Origin of the sequence: Chloracidobacterium thermophilum B, from assembly GCF_000226295.1 — a bacterium.
Taxonomy (GTDB): Bacteria; Acidobacteriota; Blastocatellia; order Chloracidobacteriales; family Chloracidobacteriaceae; genus Chloracidobacterium; species Chloracidobacterium thermophilum.
In genome coordinates this window covers 976,923-991,186 of sequence record NC_016025.1, presented here as the reverse complement: position 1 = coordinate 991,186, position 14,264 = coordinate 976,923, and the positions used below count along the sequence as shown (strand labels likewise).

Here is a 14,264-nt window from a genome sequence, read left to right as displayed (position 1 = left end):
ACTTGGAAAGGGAAGGTTGAGTTTATGGAGTTTCCCAAACTGATTGTGACGGGACCGACGGCAAGTCAGCGGGTGGATGAATGCCGGAAGTTTCCGCTGGTGATAGGGCGTGCCACTACTTGTGATGTCATTGTGGCGGATGAACGGGCGTCGCGTTCGCATGCCAGGATTGAAGTCTCGCCGGATGGGAACTACCAGTTGGTTGATCTGGGCAGCCGGAATGGCACCCTTCTCAATGGCAAGCTGGTGACGCAGCCGACGTTTCTGAAGGATGGCGACAGCATTGGCATTGGCAGTCATACGTTGGTGTTTCGCCTGCCGGCGCCGGCAACCATCCGTTACGATGACGCGCCGATTACCGGGACGGTCAGGTTGCAGAAAGCGGCTACGCTGCTGGCACTGGGGCTTTCGGGAGATGTGACGGGAAAGCCGTCGGGCAGCTTTCGGGCCGTGGCACCGCCGCCCGCGCAAAGCATTCTGGTCAGGGCCGAGGAACTGCACCTTTTGAAGAAGCGCAGCCAGATGCTCAGTCTCTTTTACGATTTCAACAAACGGGTCGCGCGTGAGTTTGACAAAGCGGCCATCTATGCCGAGGTTGCCCGGCAGGTTTTTGAAATCTCGAATGCGGGGCGGCTGCTGATTGGCAAGCGGGGGTTGGATGATCAGCCGATGATTGAGTGGGCCACATACCGCGATGACGTCACGCGTGCGGCTTACGGGAAGATGCCTGTCAGCCGCAGTGTGATTCGGAAGGTGATGCAGGAGCGGGTTTCACTGCTGAGCCGGGACATGACGGACGTCAAGGGCACGGCCATTCTGGGCATCCAGTCTCTGATGTGTGTGCCGATGCTCGGTCAGGAAGAGGGTCCGCTGGGTGTGATTTATGCCGACAGTTTGCATCGGGATGGTTTTACGGAAGACGATGTGGATTACCTGACGGGTTTGGCTTCGACGGTGGCACTGACGTTGGAGAGCCTCATGGCCCATGAACGTCTCCTGCATGAAGAAGCCGCGCGAACGGCTTACCGGCGCTTTCTGCCGCCGCACGTTGTTGACCAGATCATGCAGGACCCGGACAGCCTGCAACTTGGCGGCACAAACCAGGTGGTGACGACGCTGTTTGCAGACATCCGGGGTTTCACCACGCTTTCCGAGCGCAAGTCGCCGCAGGAAATCGTTGCCATTTTGAACAACTACTTTGAACGGGCGGCGACGGCCATTTTTCGGCACGGGGGGTCGCTCGACAAGTTCATTGGCGACGGCATCATGGCGTTGTTTGGCGCGCCCCAGCCCAGTGAGCGTGACCCGATCAACGCCGTCCAGGCGGCGATTGCCCTGCAGGAAGTCATCGAGCAGGTCAATGCCGACCTGGAAGCCCAGGGATCAGACCTGCGGTTGAGTATTGGCATCGGCATCAACACCGGGGAGGTGACGGCGGGTTACATCGGTTCCCGCCAGCGTACGGATTACACCGTCATCGGAGATGCTGTGAATCTGGCGGCGCGGTTGGAGTCCAATGCCAAACCGGGGCAAATCCTGATTGGGGAGACAACCGCCCGGTGTTTGAAGGCGTTGCTTCAGACCGGCTTTGAGTTTGGGGAAGAGGAACAGGAGTTTGCTTTTGTCCCGCTGGGTGGTTTGAAGGTCAAGGGAAAGCTCCAGGAGGTCAACGTATATCGTGTGTTGTGGGGGCAGGAACTGGTTGCGCTGAAGGGTGAAGGGAAAACGGATGGTAGTGGAGACCAGACATTTTTTCACAGCGCGGCAAGAGACCCGGTGGTGGAATCTGAGACGATTTTGCGGACAGGTTTGGGTGGGACGGCAGTTCAGCGTGAACCGCGCCGGAAGCTTACGGTCCGGGTGGTTGTGGCCGGGACGGACCTCAGCGGCCGGTCTTTTGAGCAGGAAACGGAGACGGTGGATGTCAGCCAGTCAGGTGCCTGTGTTCGGCTGGCGCAGCCGATGGCGATTCCATCACCGCTCACCATTTCGGTGCCGGATTACGGCTGGCAGGGAGAGGCGATTGTACGGACGATAGCCCGTGACACACATGGGTATCTGACCGGCATTGAGATCATCGGCCAGTCCCCACGCTGGTGAAGGCTGGAAGTTCTCGAACACTCTTGCTTCGGTTCACTGAGACCTTGCAAAGGTTTCAACAGGGCTGCTTTTTTCAAGGCAGAAAATCACTCACCATTCACCGCTCGCTTTTCTGCCGCTTTGATGAAGCCGCTTTTTTCAAAGCGGAAAACGGCGTGGCAAGCAGACTGCAGTTGATTTTTATTCTTCTTCCTTTTGGCGTCGGAAGTATTCTTTTCTTTTCGCCAGAAGTTCCGCCATTTCCTGTTCTATCCGTGCCCTGATTTCCTGAAACGCTGGTAGCATCTCGTCGGTTATTTCTTTAGCGCTTTTTCCTTTTCAAACTCAGCTCAATCATCTTCCGTAAGAACTCTAGTTCTGTGTTCATAAACTCTCCCTTCATAACCACGAATCAATGCCTGTCCGATTTCATTCAAAGCAGCATTAGTCGCTTCGGTTAGCATTTGCGGAAAGAAAAACCACTTCAATGAAGCCAATTTTTCAAAGTGGAAAAAGTTTGGCACAGTTTGGTTGTCTTGTCAAGCATCGGGCTTCAATGAAGCAACTTTTTTCAAAGCGGAAAACTCAAGACGGGCACTTTCCTCAAGCAGGGCAGCATAGCAGCTTCAATGGAGCCGCTTTTTTTCAAAGCGGAAAACCTTCAGCCCGACGGGCGATGGCGTCGAGATAGGCTTGCGCTTCAATGGAGCCGCTTTTTTTCAAAGCGGAAAACGTCAGAAGCGAACTGACACAGGCTAACGCTGACCGCGCTTCAATGGAGCCGCTTTTTTTCAAAGCGGAAAACCCTGCCGGGGCAAACTGATTGCCGAACTCACCGCAGCGCTTCAATGGAGCCGCTTTTTTTCAAAGCGGAAAACCGAAAAAGAAAGGAGAACGAAATGGAGATTGTGAACTGCTTCAATGGAGCCGCTTTTTTTCAAAGCGGAAAACGCCATCGAGTTACTCGATCTCTGGCGGGCGTCACGCCGGCTTCAATGGAGCCGCTTTTTTTCAAAGCGGAAAACTCCCCGCTCCCCCAGTCTAAGCTCGCCCTTGTTCGCGCGCTTCAATGGAGCCGCTTTTTTTCAAAGCGGAAAACGGTCATTGGCCTGCCTGAGCCGGAGCCGGGCAAGGTCTAGCTTCAATGGAGCCGCTTTTTTTCAAAGCGGAAAACTACCGTCCCGTGTGTCCGCCTGTCACACTTGTCCGACGCGGCTTCAATGGAGCCGCTTTTTTTCAAAGCGGAAAACATGTCGGCACCCCTTGCACGCGATCCCGACCGGCGCCGGGCTTCAATGGAGCCGCTTTTTTTCAAAGCGGAAAACAGGAGCACGACAACGAAGAGGTCGCGTGGCGCCTTGAGCTTCAATGGAGCCGCTTTTTTTCAAAGCGGAAAACTACTACGCCGTGTGCAAGGACGACGACCGGATTTAGCTTCAATGGAGCCGCTTTTTTTCAAAGCGGAAAACGAATCAAACAGTGGCCGGCGGGCCATAAACGCAGGTGCTTCAATGGAGCCGCTTTTTTTCAAAGCGGAAAACGCTGGCGGATCGGTAATCAGCCCGTGACCAAGCCGGCTTCAATGGAGCCGCTTTTTTTCAAAGCGGAAAACACGCGCTGGCACTGGACGCCGCACTACAGTGTCAAGCTTCAATGGAGCCGCTTTTTTTCAAAGCGGAAAACCAGCTAAGCCCAGTCAGATCAATAAGTTATGCACCGCTTCAATGGAGCCGCTTTTTTTCAAAGCGGAAAACATCTCGTCGTTATTGACGAGGCACACCTCGTGTCACAGCTTCAATGGAGCCGCTTTTTTTCAAAGCGGAAAACCGCAACTGGCGCGTCAGCTTGCCGCGGAGCACCATCTGGCTTCAATGGAGCCGCTTTTTTTCAAAGCGGAAAACCCGTGCGTACTGTCAATCTTTCCCTCGCCGAAATCCCGCTTCAATGGAGCCGCTTTTTTTCAAAGCGGAAAACGTAACCTGACCGCTGGTAGGAGCGGGGACGTAACCGCTTCAATGGAGCCGCTTTTTTTCAAAGCGGAAAACGGAATCAGCAGCCCGGCACTTGTCGTGTCGGCTTGCGGCTTCAATGGAGCCGCTTTTTTTCAAAGCGGAAAACGGTTAGACGCCAACTTCTTCTGCCACCTTGCGGATGCTTCAATGGAGCCGCTTTTTTTCAAAGCGGAAAACCCATCACCATCCAGCCGTCCGGCGCGCCGCCGGTCACGCTTCAATGGAGCCGCTTTTTTTCAAAGCGGAAAACCACCGGCAGGACAAACTTGCCGTCACGCTCTTCGTAGCTTCAATGGAGCCGCTTTTTTTCAAAGCGGAAAACGCCGGTTGCCGGAGAACCCTGTGGCGTCCCGGAGCCGGGCTTCAATGGAGCCGCTTTTTTTCAAAGCGGAAAACTACTCCCAGGACATTTCAGCCACCAGCGGAGACTGTCTGCTTCAATGGAGCCGCCTTTTTTCAAAGCGGAAAACGGATTGCCAGCGTCTGAAAAGATGCTCCCGCTGTTGCTTCAATGGAGCCGCTTTTTTTCAAAGCGGAAAACTATAGCCCCGTAGGGGCTACCCCGCCAGTTCGCTAGCGCTTCAATGGAGCCGCTTTTTTTCAAAGCGGAAAACATTCTTGTCTCCGGCCATTGCGTCAAAGCGTCCTTGCAGCTTCAATGGAGCCGCTTTTTTTCAAAGCGGAAAACCTGGCGCTGGTTCGCGCCAGAGACTGGCGCTGGGAGCTTCAATGGAGCCGCTTTTTTTCAAAGCGGAAAACTGATCAGCAAGAACCCACCTGTGAAACCAGAAGTCCCGCTTCAATGGAGCCGCTTTTTTTCAAAGCGGAAAACCCGCTGACAAAACAATCGGCGCGGGCAACGTCGGGATGCTTCAATGGAGCCGCTTTTTTTCAAAGCGGAAAACCGCCAACGATATACGGCGCATTTGCCGCAACCGGGCGCTTCAATGGAGCCGCTTTTTTTCAAAGCGGAAAACGCGTCAAAGAAGGCGTTTTCGTCGCTGTTCCAGTCAATGCTTCAATGGAGCCGCTTTTTTTCAAAGCGGAAAACAGACACCCGCCGGGCACAGATAGGCGCGCAGGCGCGCTTCAATGGAGCCGCTTTTTTTCAAAGCGGAAAACCGTCAAAGAAGGCGTTTTCGTCGCTGTTCCAGTCAATGCTTCAATGGAGCCGCTTTTTTTCAAAGCGGAAAACAAGCGTTCAAGCAGTTCGCGATGTCGGTTGTGCAGTGCTTCAATGGAGCCGCTTTTTTTCAAAGCGGAAAACACGGTGATCGCTACGCAGCGTCCCGTCACGCGGTTGCGCTTCAATGGAGCCGCTTTTTTTCAAAGCGGAAAACGTGCGAGCAGCCCGCCCGTAGCCTCCACCGTCAAGGGGCTTCAATGGAGCCGCTTTTTTTCAAAGCGGAAAACGGTATGGGTAGACCAAGAAGGCCAGCCGGTAAGAATGCTTCAATGGAGCCGCTTTTTTTCAAAGCGGAAAACTGGCCAATCAGCCGCCCGAGCAAAACGTTCGCGTCAAGGCTTCAATGGAGCCGCTTTTTTTCAAAGCGGAAAACAGGCGCTGATGGACGCTAGGTGGGAAACTACGCGCCAGCTTCAATGGAGCCGCTTTTTTTCAAAGCGGAAAACGCGTACTGGAAGCTCTTGACGGCGCGCCAACGACTGAGCTTCAATGGAGCCGCTTTTTTTCAAAGCGGAAAACGCGGCATCACTTCAAGCAGCCTGTTCACCCGTTTGCCGCTTCAATGGAGCCGCTTTTTTTCAAAGCGGAAAACCCTTTTCGTGCTGGACGACCGCTTCAGTATCGTTGAGCTTCAATGGAGCCGCTTTTTTTCAAAGCGGAAAACCTTTGGGCGGCGCTGGAGCGCCTACTCCGCCGCCTGGGCTTCAATGGAGCCGCTTTTTTTCAAAGCGGAAAACCCTGCTGTATGCGTGGACGTGGTCCGGCGACCCGGAGGCTTCAATGGAGCCGCTTTTTTTCAAAGCGGAAAACGGCACCTCGGGCGGCAACAAAGCGGCAAACCGCTCCGTGCTTCAATGGAGCCGCTTTTTTTCAAAGCGGAAAACGAAGCAGAGCACCCAGCGCACCGCCTCATGGGAAAGCTTCAATGGAGCCGCTTTTTTTCAAAGCGGAAAACGGCTTCCGCCAGATGGAGCAGGGCTGTGGCAGCGATGCTTCAATGGAGCCGCTTTTTTTCAAAGCGGAAAACCGCACTCTCACAAGTCCCTTGCTTTCAAAGACCTGCAGGGTATCTTGCGAGCGGCGGAGAGTTTGTACCCGCAAAACCCGGATCGCGTCAACCCTGTTTTTGTAAACTCAAGCCACATAAGCCCCTAAGTCCTGCGAGCGGCTCCCGCACCACACGGCACCACCCCGCCTCTCGCACAGACCCCACACGTCACCACTCTAAGCCAATGAACGCTATACAACAACCGTGATGCGCTCCGTCGGCGCCACTTCCAAAGGCTTCCCAAGCGCCTCGATGCAAGTCCGGCCACGCCCGTCCACCGGACCAACATCCACCAGCATAATCCGATCCTCACGCTGGTTGATTACTTCGGTCACCGCCATCAGCAACAGAACACGCTCCGTCGCCGACAAATCACACCGAAAAACCGAATACTGCAAGGGATCGCCAAATCCACGCATAATCCGATAGACCTGACGCCACCGCTTCGGATTGGCAATGTCATAGCAAACAATGTACCGACTCCGCATCGAACCCTCTCCTGGTTTTTCCACCCGTCAGCGAGTGACAAAGGGAATGTAGCGTGGGATTTCACCCATCAGCGTACGCGCCAGAAGTCGCGCCTGAATTTCAAAAATCCGGCGATAGCTGACCTGATAATTGAAAACCGGATGCATGACCAACTGATCAAGCCGACGCTCAAAAGCCTCGATGAAGGTCTTTCTACCACGCGGTGTCAATGCCACTGCTTCGCCCCGCTGGATGAAATCCGAAGGCCCGATTTCACCATTGTTGATAACCGTGATGACTACCGAATCCGCTACCAAAGGGCGAAACTCCTCCATCAGGTCAAGAGCCAAAGCCGGTCTTCCATAGCGCGGCTGGTGGTAAAAACCAAGGTGAGGGTCAAAGCCAACGCCAATGACCGCCACCATCATTTCCTTGACCAAAAGGCTGTACGCAAAGGAAAGCAAGGCATTGACCGGGTCCTTGGGCGGACGCCGGTTGCGCCCGGTAAAATCAAATGGCGGCTCGTTCTCTGGCTTAAACATTGCCGAGAAATGACGGAAATACTCACGTGCTGCGTTGCCTTCAATTCCCAAAAGCGAAGATAGTTCTTCGCACCTCTCAACAGCATTACGTAATGCTGCCAACTGGGATAACACTTCCGGATCAAGTCGACGTCCATTTCGCCGCAAAAGAAGACGGCTGTTACGGATTTTTCCACTCACGAAAGCCTTTGCCAGCCTAAGACAAAAATCCGGATCGCCGGCTGCCTGAAACTGCTGCCGACGTAATTCAATGTTTTTGTGCGGCGGAGCTGTTGTAACGGCCTGTAACCAGCCACCGTAGCTCAAGTGCAAAACAGGAACCTCCCGGTTCACCAAAGCCCGGAGCGCCTGTGCCGAAATCTGTACATTGCCAAACAGATTAACCTGGCTGATTTCAACCAACCGCACCGCGTCTACGGCCTGTCCTTTGTCGCGGATTTCAAGTACGGTGCCATTGAGGCCCAGCGCATAACCTTGGCCCTGAACATAGACGGCCTTGTTGTCGTCACGCGCCGGTACCAAACGCCGTACTTCCCTACCGGTTGGAGCTGGCAACACGCCTCCAGGCGCTTCGGTTGCAGACGGTAGCGTTGTCGCTACTGTGGCTTCCGAGGCCTTGTCGTCGCCGCGCAGGAAATTGATTTCATCTGGCAGGCAAATGCCAACCAAAGAGCAACGCGGACACTTGTTAGAGTTGACCAGTGGCGGAGGTATCGCGCCTGAAACAGCCAAAGCCCGCGCTGCTGCCAAAAGCTGCTTTGTCCGTGCAACGAGAGCCGGTGTAAAATCCACCTGGACGCGGGTTTTATCGGCTGCGTAGTAGATGATCCCATAACCAGAGCGGTAGCCATTGGCGCGCAGCAAAAGCCCCTGCAAACAAACCTGAATGCGCTCCGGTTCCCAGGCGCCTTCCGGCAGGTCCGGCGCGGCACCCCGTTTGTAATCCACCGGCACCACCTGCCCGTCGTCACTTTCAAGCAGGTCAATCACCGCCACAGCGCCAAGCTCCGGGCAGCCAACCTCCACCGAACGCGCATGGATTTTGCTCTCCGCCGTGATTTCGGCCGGCACCGGCGCCGGCCCGCCCGGCCGATCAACGCGCCGATGAACGAAACGTCCTTCCAGAACATCAACATTTTCTGCCCACTCACGTTGGACGTACTCAAGGTAAAACAGACGTGGGCAGTACACATACTCATTGAGCATCCTGGCCGGGATGAGGTCCGGCGTAGCAAGGAGATTGTCTTTCATAGGCTTTCCGTGAAAAGGTTATGCGGGCAAAACGCCCAGGCTTCGAGATATGCGGGCAGGATGCCCGCGCTCCCAGGGTGGTCAGGCGATGTTGCGCGCCGGCGTGAAGTTCGGTGTCTTGCCTACTAAAATCCGCCGTACGCGATACACCGCCGCAATCCCCATGTGACGCAATCGCCGCCGGTCGCTCTCCCCAATGGGATCGTCCTGAAGCGGCGCCAACGCTAACAGGGAAGGGATGAGATCAGGGGGAACAAAGGGCGTCCAGATGGGCCACGTCCACCGCGTCTCCCCGCTGCCAAACCCGCTGAATCCAAGCGTTTTGAGCGCGCCACCCACAGGCCAGACGGTGAACCACGCAAACGCCTCAATGGCCAACCGGTTGGCACCCAACATCGTGCCCCGCTGCCTGCGGGTCGGGTCGCCAGAGGGCTTATGCCACTGATAGGCATGCCGCCGGTCCTCCGAAGGGTCGAGATGTAGGGATTGATTGTCCATCGGGTCGGCATAATCCCACGGCTTGAACAGCGTCCGGTCCAGATGACTGCGCGTGGTTCTTCCCAAAATGGACTTGATATTGCCTACGTGATAATCCCGGCGCGTTGTCTGAAGCTGGCTCGTCGCCTCTGCCGGCGCCAGATTGCTGGCGATCGCGGCCAGAAAATCAGCCTCCCGACGATGACCAACAGCCGCTGCCTGACGTACCTGCAAAAACACATTCCCCGGCTGTTGTTTGACTTCTTCGTAAAGCCGCGCCGGATGCTGGTCCAGCGACCTGACCAGCATTTTATCCAGCCAGTTCAGCAGGTCGGCCTGACGGATTGGCGCTGAGCTGCCCAGTTGGGCTACCCACCCGCCCTCGTCAGTCGTCCACGCCAGACACAGGTCGGGCAGGCATTCCCGCAAAGCATTCACCAGCCCCAGCGCCGCCAGAAAACCCAGCGGCGTTGTGCCATCCAATCCGCGCAACACAATGTGGTGATTCGGTGTCATCGGTTTCTCCCAAGTCAGTCGGAAGCGGTTTTCCCTGCCGGTCAGGACACAAGACCGGCTTCTTCATCGGCGCTGGCCTGGTGGTCGGCCAGACGCAGAATCGTCTCCAGATACGCCGCGCCCCACCAACCGAAACGGCGCTGCATCCGCCAGAAACGCGCGCCAATGCCCGAATCGAGCCGGTGCGGCGGCGCTTTTTCACGCCAGGCATGCGATACCGCCACGGTGTACGACTGGCCCAAAAGCTCGGCCGTGAGGGCAACGTCAGGCGCTTCGAGGTCCACCACGACCGGGGCCAGCGGGCGGCCCCGTCCGTGGTGTGTGCCAATGAGGTAAAGGATGAGATCGAGTTCGGCGGGCAGGAGTCCTGTGCTCTCACGTTCTGCGGGCGGGACGCCCACATTCCCAGGCTCTGCGGGCAGGATGCCCGCGTTCCCAGGCTTTGCGGGCGGGACGCCCACACTCCCAAGGAGGGTTTCCATCATCTGCACTGAAAGCATCTCATGCCGGAAACCGGCCGGCAGCCCGGCCCGCTCGTGCGCCTGCCGCCGTTCGAGCGGCGTCAATGGCAAGCCGTCCGACTTGGCCAGCAAACCCAGCGGGGAAGCCCCCAGCAGCCAGGTTTCCGTCCGGTCAGCACGCTGCAAAAGCGCCTGGAAGCGTTCATCCGCCTTGCCCCAGTCGTGGGCCTCGGCCGCCGCCAGAAACACTTCCTCCCGAATGTTCAGCGGCAGCGCCCGTACCGTACGCTGGATTTCATCCCGGACATGCCGGCTGTGCGCCGCCAGCGTCACCGGCTCGGCGCTGGCAATCCAGGAACGCTCATCTTCGCCTTCGTCCATCAGCGGCAGCGACCAGTCCGCCCTCCCGGCCAGTCGCTTCCGGGTGGTCAGCACGTAGCCCCGGCCGTCCGGGTAAGGCGTACGAAGCAGGCCCAGCTTTGGGTCAGCCAACTGGTGCAGCGCCGTGCGCAGGGCGTCAGCCGGCCAGTGCTGAGGCAACTTGTCTTCCGCTCCGGTTTGCAGGTCGTCCGCCAGAGCGCGCAACGCTTCGCGCCAGTCCTCCACCCCGAACACGGTTTCCGGCTCGGCGAGGCGGGCGAAGAGTTCCTGCAGAGCCGGCCACTCGCGGTCAAAAAGATGTGGGTGCAGCCGTACGACAGGGCGGTTGCGGGCCGTCACAGAAGCAGCCTCGGCGGCATCTGGCGAGGCGTCCACCGGCAGATGCCCCACCACCTCCCAGCCACCGGCTGCCACCGGAAAGACCAGGGTATCGCCCGGACGCAGGTCACTCACTGCCGTCAAAAGCCGGTTGTCCGCCAGACCGCGCCACAGCAGGCCACGGCGCTCAGGCTTGACGGCGCTTCCATCTGGAGCTTCCGGTTTGGCATCCGTCCCGGCTGTTTCGCCGCCAAGCTCCAAAAGGTCAGCCGCATCGTCTTTGCCAGTCTCCTCCGCACCGGTCAGCCACCGGCGCACTACCGACATCGGTACGGTCATGCACTCGGTTGCCGTCGGCGGCAGCAGGCTGACGACTTCACTCCAGTCATCCGGCGGAAAAGCATCGAGGTCAGCCCGCCAGCACACCTGCACGTCCGGTTCGCCGGGCTGCGGGCCGTGCAGCAACTGTCCCACGTTGGGTTCCAGCGCCGGCCGGGGACTCGTCTGGCAGAGCAAGTCCAGATGCGCCGGCAGCAGCACCGCAGGTTCGCGCCGGGCGGCAGGCGCCAGACATTCCACGGGCAGCCCCTGGCCGTTCAGGTAAGCGTCAAAAGCGTCAATGCCAAAATTCACGTCGTCGGATTGCCCCCACTCGGTAAGCCATTCCCAGGTTTTGGGCAGGGCGTCGCCATAGACAGGATCGGGCTTTTTGGGATTGAGCGCCTTTACTTCAATGAACACCACGGCTGAGGCGGCAATGGGCCGGCCGCGGCGGTTGAGCCGTCCGAACCGCTGCCGCAGCGCGTCCAGTGAGGCGCATTCCGTCAGCAGCACGTCAAAGTCATAGTCGGCGCCGACTTCAAGGCACTGGGTCGCCACCACAAAGCTGAGCTGCGCGCTCCGGTCAGGCCGGTCAGGGCCGATGCGTGGCATCAAGCGCCGCTGCTGGGCATCGCGGTCAACCGGACGCATCGGGCCGATGACGAGTTCCACCGGGGCATCGGGAAAGGCTTCGCAGAGCAGCCGGTGGACGGCGCGGGCTGTCGCCACCCGGTTGACGATGATACCAACCGCCAACTGACCGGTTTCCGCCATCGCCTTGGCTTCAAAAACAAGGTCTTTCGGAAGATCGGAGACAACCCTGAGCTGCACCAGTTTGTCAGCACCCAGAACGGCAGCCAGGCGTGGCGTGCGCCGGTCGGTATGGTCCAGCCGGAAGGCCGCCTGGCCGGCGGCTTTGGGCGGCGTCGCCGTCATGGCCACGGGCCGAAAAGGGGACACACCGATGGCTTCTTCTGCCCACCGCTGCGGGTCAAGGTAGTCCTGGACGGCACACAGGGTTTGCCGGAAAGGTTCGCTGATGTGGGCTTCATCGAGAAACACCAGGCTGTCGTAGGCGGCCAGACTGGCGTGAATCGGAGCCGCGTGGGCCGAAACACCGTAGCCGCGAAAGAGCAGCCGCGAGCCAAACTGGTCAATGGTTGTGCAGACCACCATTGGCTGCGTCACCGACCGGGCCCAGCGATTGTCGCGGTACAGACCGCCGCGCAGTTCCAGCACATCGAGCGGTGGCGCGCTTTCCGGGCGGAGGGTTGAAAGCTGCCGCAAAGCCGCCGCAACCTTGTGCAGCGTCGGCCACCGGGTCGGGGAAGCTTCCGCTTCCAGCAGTCTCCCGGCCAGGCGCAGGGCCCGCTCGTAAGTGGCATCCACAATGACGCGCCGGTTGACGCAAAAAAACACCCGGCGCGCGGCCGTGCGCGCCGGCGGTTCCAGCGCCGCCTGACAGGCGAGAGCGAACACGGCAATGTCAATGACGGCCGTTTTGCCGCTGCCGGTGGGCAGATCGAGCACTGGCGGCCAGTCTCCAGCCACGGCTGCGGCCGCCAGTCGCCGCTGCCACGGGTAGGGATCACAGTCGTGAGCTTCGCGGAAAAAAGCGTCAAAGTCGCCAATACCAACCTGCGTCATGGGCTAGCTCCGTTTGGGAACAAAAAAATCGAGGGGTTTGAACAGGCCGTAGCCGAGAAAGCGGCCAGCGCCGAGCAGAACCGGGCCAACGACCGGCTCGGCAAAACGCAAGAAGACATGAACCTGTGGCTTTGCAGCGCGTGCGCCTTTGAGCAGGTAGGGGGGAAATCCGTCGCCCAGCCTGGCCTGCGCCGGCGGGGAAGCGCCGCGCACGGGACGCTCTTTGGCAATGGCGCGGGGAGCACCCGGAGTCCAGGCCGTTGTGCCGAAGTCAATTTCAACCGGCTCCGGCAGCCCGGCGTACTGGCAGGCCTCAAAGAGAATGGAGCCGACTTCGTATTCCCAGTTGGCGCGCTCGGTCAGGCGGTTGGCTTTGGGGAAGCGGTCGAGCACGACCGGCGTCACGCTGGCCCAGCGTTTGGCTCCACGGGGAAAGGCCGTCCAGGTTTCAGGCTGGAGCGTGAGGCGGGTGTCGTCCCAGGCACGCTTGCGCAGCACCCAGACGCCCAGCCGGCCGAGCCGGAGACTGACATCCGCCGGCTTGCCCTGCTGGTTGACAAAGAGCGGCCTGATGACGCGGCCGCGCTCGCGGCGGTCAATCTCCGTGGGGAACGCCAGCGCCACGCCGAGCAACCGCCCATCAGCATATTCGTAGCCCACGAAAGGCAGAGGGAGCAGCGCCAGATGTCCGCGCCTGTCGGCCAGCGGTTGGCCCTGGGCGTCATGGCCGCTCACCCATGCCGGCGGCGGCTGCGGGCAGTGGGCCATCAGGGTGTCCCGGAGCGCCTGCATCACCTGAAGGCTGGCGGTGACCGGCAGTGCCGGGCCGTCAACTTGTGTCAACACCAGAAGGTCGCGGTCGAAAGCCGTTGTGTTGGTCATAGGCGGCGGTGTGAAGGTGGCGGCACGATACCCGGCGGCCAGACCGACCAGCGGACGCCGGCCAGCCTGAAACGTTTCCCGCAGGCGTTCGAGTGAAGGTCCCTGGAAGATACGGCGGAGGTGCAGGTCAGCCAACCCGCTGTCCGCCTCTTCCGTCGGCAGCCAGCCAGCAAAGCTGTCCTCCGGTGTGGGCAGTCTTTCGGCGACCCACATCTGCACCAGTGAAGCCGAGTGTCCGAGGCGCGTCACCCTGGCGCAGAGCTGCGTCAGCGCCGGTCGGTAGCGGTCGCTGTCCGGGGCTTCCGGCCAGTGCAGGAAGCATGGCCGGTCGCCAACCCAGACCGCCGGAAATGTGCGCGGCTGCTTGCTGCGTGCCAGCGGGGCGGATTGCAGCAGGGCCGTGCCTTCGGCCTTGTCGTTGACCGGCACGTAGGCGGTGACAACGTGCCGGCGGCCGCCAGCCTGGAGAGGAAGCCACACCTGCGGGTCAGGCAGCGTGCGCAGCCACTCCAGCGCATGACCTTCGGCGGGGTCCTCGCCGGTCTCGAAAAAGGCGGCCGCCAGCGCCAGCCACACCCGCGCCGGATGTGGCGGCCACTCCGGGGCGTCGCGCCGCGCCGGGTCGGTGGCGCGGGCGTAGCCCGTCAGGTAGGTCCAAGCCAACGTCAGCATGGC

The 14,264-nt window shown here is 59.1% G+C and carries 8 protein-coding genes and 1 CRISPR repeat array; of the genes, 2 read left to right on the top strand and 6 right to left on the bottom strand.

Translation table 11 applies throughout. The features are described 5' to 3' along the window. Window positions 1-24: 24 nt before the first annotated feature. Both CABTHER_RS15090 and CABTHER_RS15085 read left to right on the top strand, forming a co-directional pair. Window positions 25-2,100 (top strand): adenylate/guanylate cyclase domain-containing protein, encoded by a 2,076-nt coding sequence (locus CABTHER_RS15090; protein ID WP_014101554.1) that lies wholly within the window; start codon window positions 25-27, stop codon window positions 2,098-2,100. Beyond that, on the top strand, window positions 2,097-2,363 hold the full coding sequence (locus CABTHER_RS15085; protein WP_228374099.1) for a hypothetical protein: 267 nt from the start codon (window positions 2,097-2,099) through the stop codon (window positions 2,361-2,363). The genes CABTHER_RS15090 and CABTHER_RS15085 overlap by 4 nt, the downstream gene beginning before the upstream one ends. 66 nt (window positions 2,364-2,429) lie before the next feature. Here the strand turns inward: CABTHER_RS15085 and CABTHER_RS17845 are convergent, their stop codons facing one another. The 6 genes from CABTHER_RS17845 to csb2 all read right to left on the bottom strand — a co-directional run bounded on the left by CABTHER_RS17845 (window position 2,430) and on the right by csb2 (window position 14,261). Beyond that, window positions 2,430-2,603 carry a hypothetical protein gene (locus CABTHER_RS17845; RefSeq protein WP_407060104.1) on the bottom strand — a complete coding sequence of 58 codons (174 nt, stop codon included), beginning with the start codon at window positions 2,601-2,603 and terminating at the stop codon, window positions 2,430-2,432. A gap of 99 nt (window positions 2,604-2,702) precedes the next feature. Continuing rightward, window positions 2,703-6,304: direct repeats of the CRISPR family, unit length 36 nt; unit sequence GCTTCAATGGAGCCGCTTTTTTTCAAAGCGGAAAAC. A 212-nt stretch (window positions 6,305-6,516) separates the two neighbouring features. Beyond that, complete coding sequence (cas2, locus tag CABTHER_RS15080) at window positions 6,517-6,813, bottom strand: CRISPR-associated endonuclease Cas2 (protein WP_014101551.1); 297 nt, start codon at window positions 6,811-6,813, stop codon at window positions 6,517-6,519. Between the two features lie 27 nt (window positions 6,814-6,840). Beyond that, the gene (locus CABTHER_RS15075; protein WP_014101550.1) at window positions 6,841-8,586 is read right to left on the bottom strand and encodes a CRISPR-associated endonuclease Cas4/Cas1; all 1,746 of its coding nucleotides are present in this window, start codon (window positions 8,584-8,586) and stop codon (window positions 6,841-6,843) included. Between the two features lie 81 nt (window positions 8,587-8,667). Continuing rightward, window positions 8,668-9,579: a type I-G CRISPR-associated protein, Cas3-extension family gene (locus CABTHER_RS15070; RefSeq protein WP_014101549.1), complete on the bottom strand. Its 912-nt coding sequence runs from the start codon at window positions 9,577-9,579 to the stop codon at window positions 8,668-8,670. 41 nt (window positions 9,580-9,620) lie between these two features. Then, window positions 9,621-12,707 (bottom strand): type I-G CRISPR-associated helicase/endonuclease Cas3g, encoded by a 3,087-nt coding sequence (gene cas3g / locus CABTHER_RS17720; RefSeq protein WP_014101548.1) that lies wholly within the window; start codon window positions 12,705-12,707, stop codon window positions 9,621-9,623. 3 nt (window positions 12,708-12,710) lie between these two features. After that, on the bottom strand, window positions 12,711-14,261 hold the full coding sequence (gene csb2, locus CABTHER_RS15060; protein WP_014101547.1) for a type I-G CRISPR-associated protein Csb2: 1,551 nt from the start codon (window positions 14,259-14,261) through the stop codon (window positions 12,711-12,713). Window positions 14,262-14,264: the final 3 nt, after the last annotated feature.

What these genes read in the sequence shown, in the direction of transcription:
- csb2 (WP_014101547.1), bottom strand. Translation starts at nt 14,261, where the DNA reads ATGCTGACGTTGGCTTGGACCTACCTGACGGGCTACGCCCGCGCCACC.
- CABTHER_RS15075 (WP_014101550.1), bottom strand. Translation starts at nt 8,586, where the DNA reads ATGAAAGACAATCTCCTTGCTACGCCGGACCTCATCCCGGCCAGGATG.
- CABTHER_RS15070 (WP_014101549.1), bottom strand. Translation starts at nt 9,579, where the DNA reads ATGACACCGAATCACCACATTGTGTTGCGCGGATTGGATGGCACAACG.
- CABTHER_RS15090 (WP_014101554.1), top strand. Translation starts at nt 25, where the DNA reads ATGGAGTTTCCCAAACTGATTGTGACGGGACCGACGGCAAGTCAGCGG.
- cas2 (WP_014101551.1), bottom strand. Translation starts at nt 6,813, where the DNA reads ATGCGGAGTCGGTACATTGTTTGCTATGACATTGCCAATCCGAAGCGG.
- cas3g (WP_014101548.1), bottom strand. Translation starts at nt 12,707, where the DNA reads ATGACGCAGGTTGGTATTGGCGACTTTGACGCTTTTTTCCGCGAAGCT.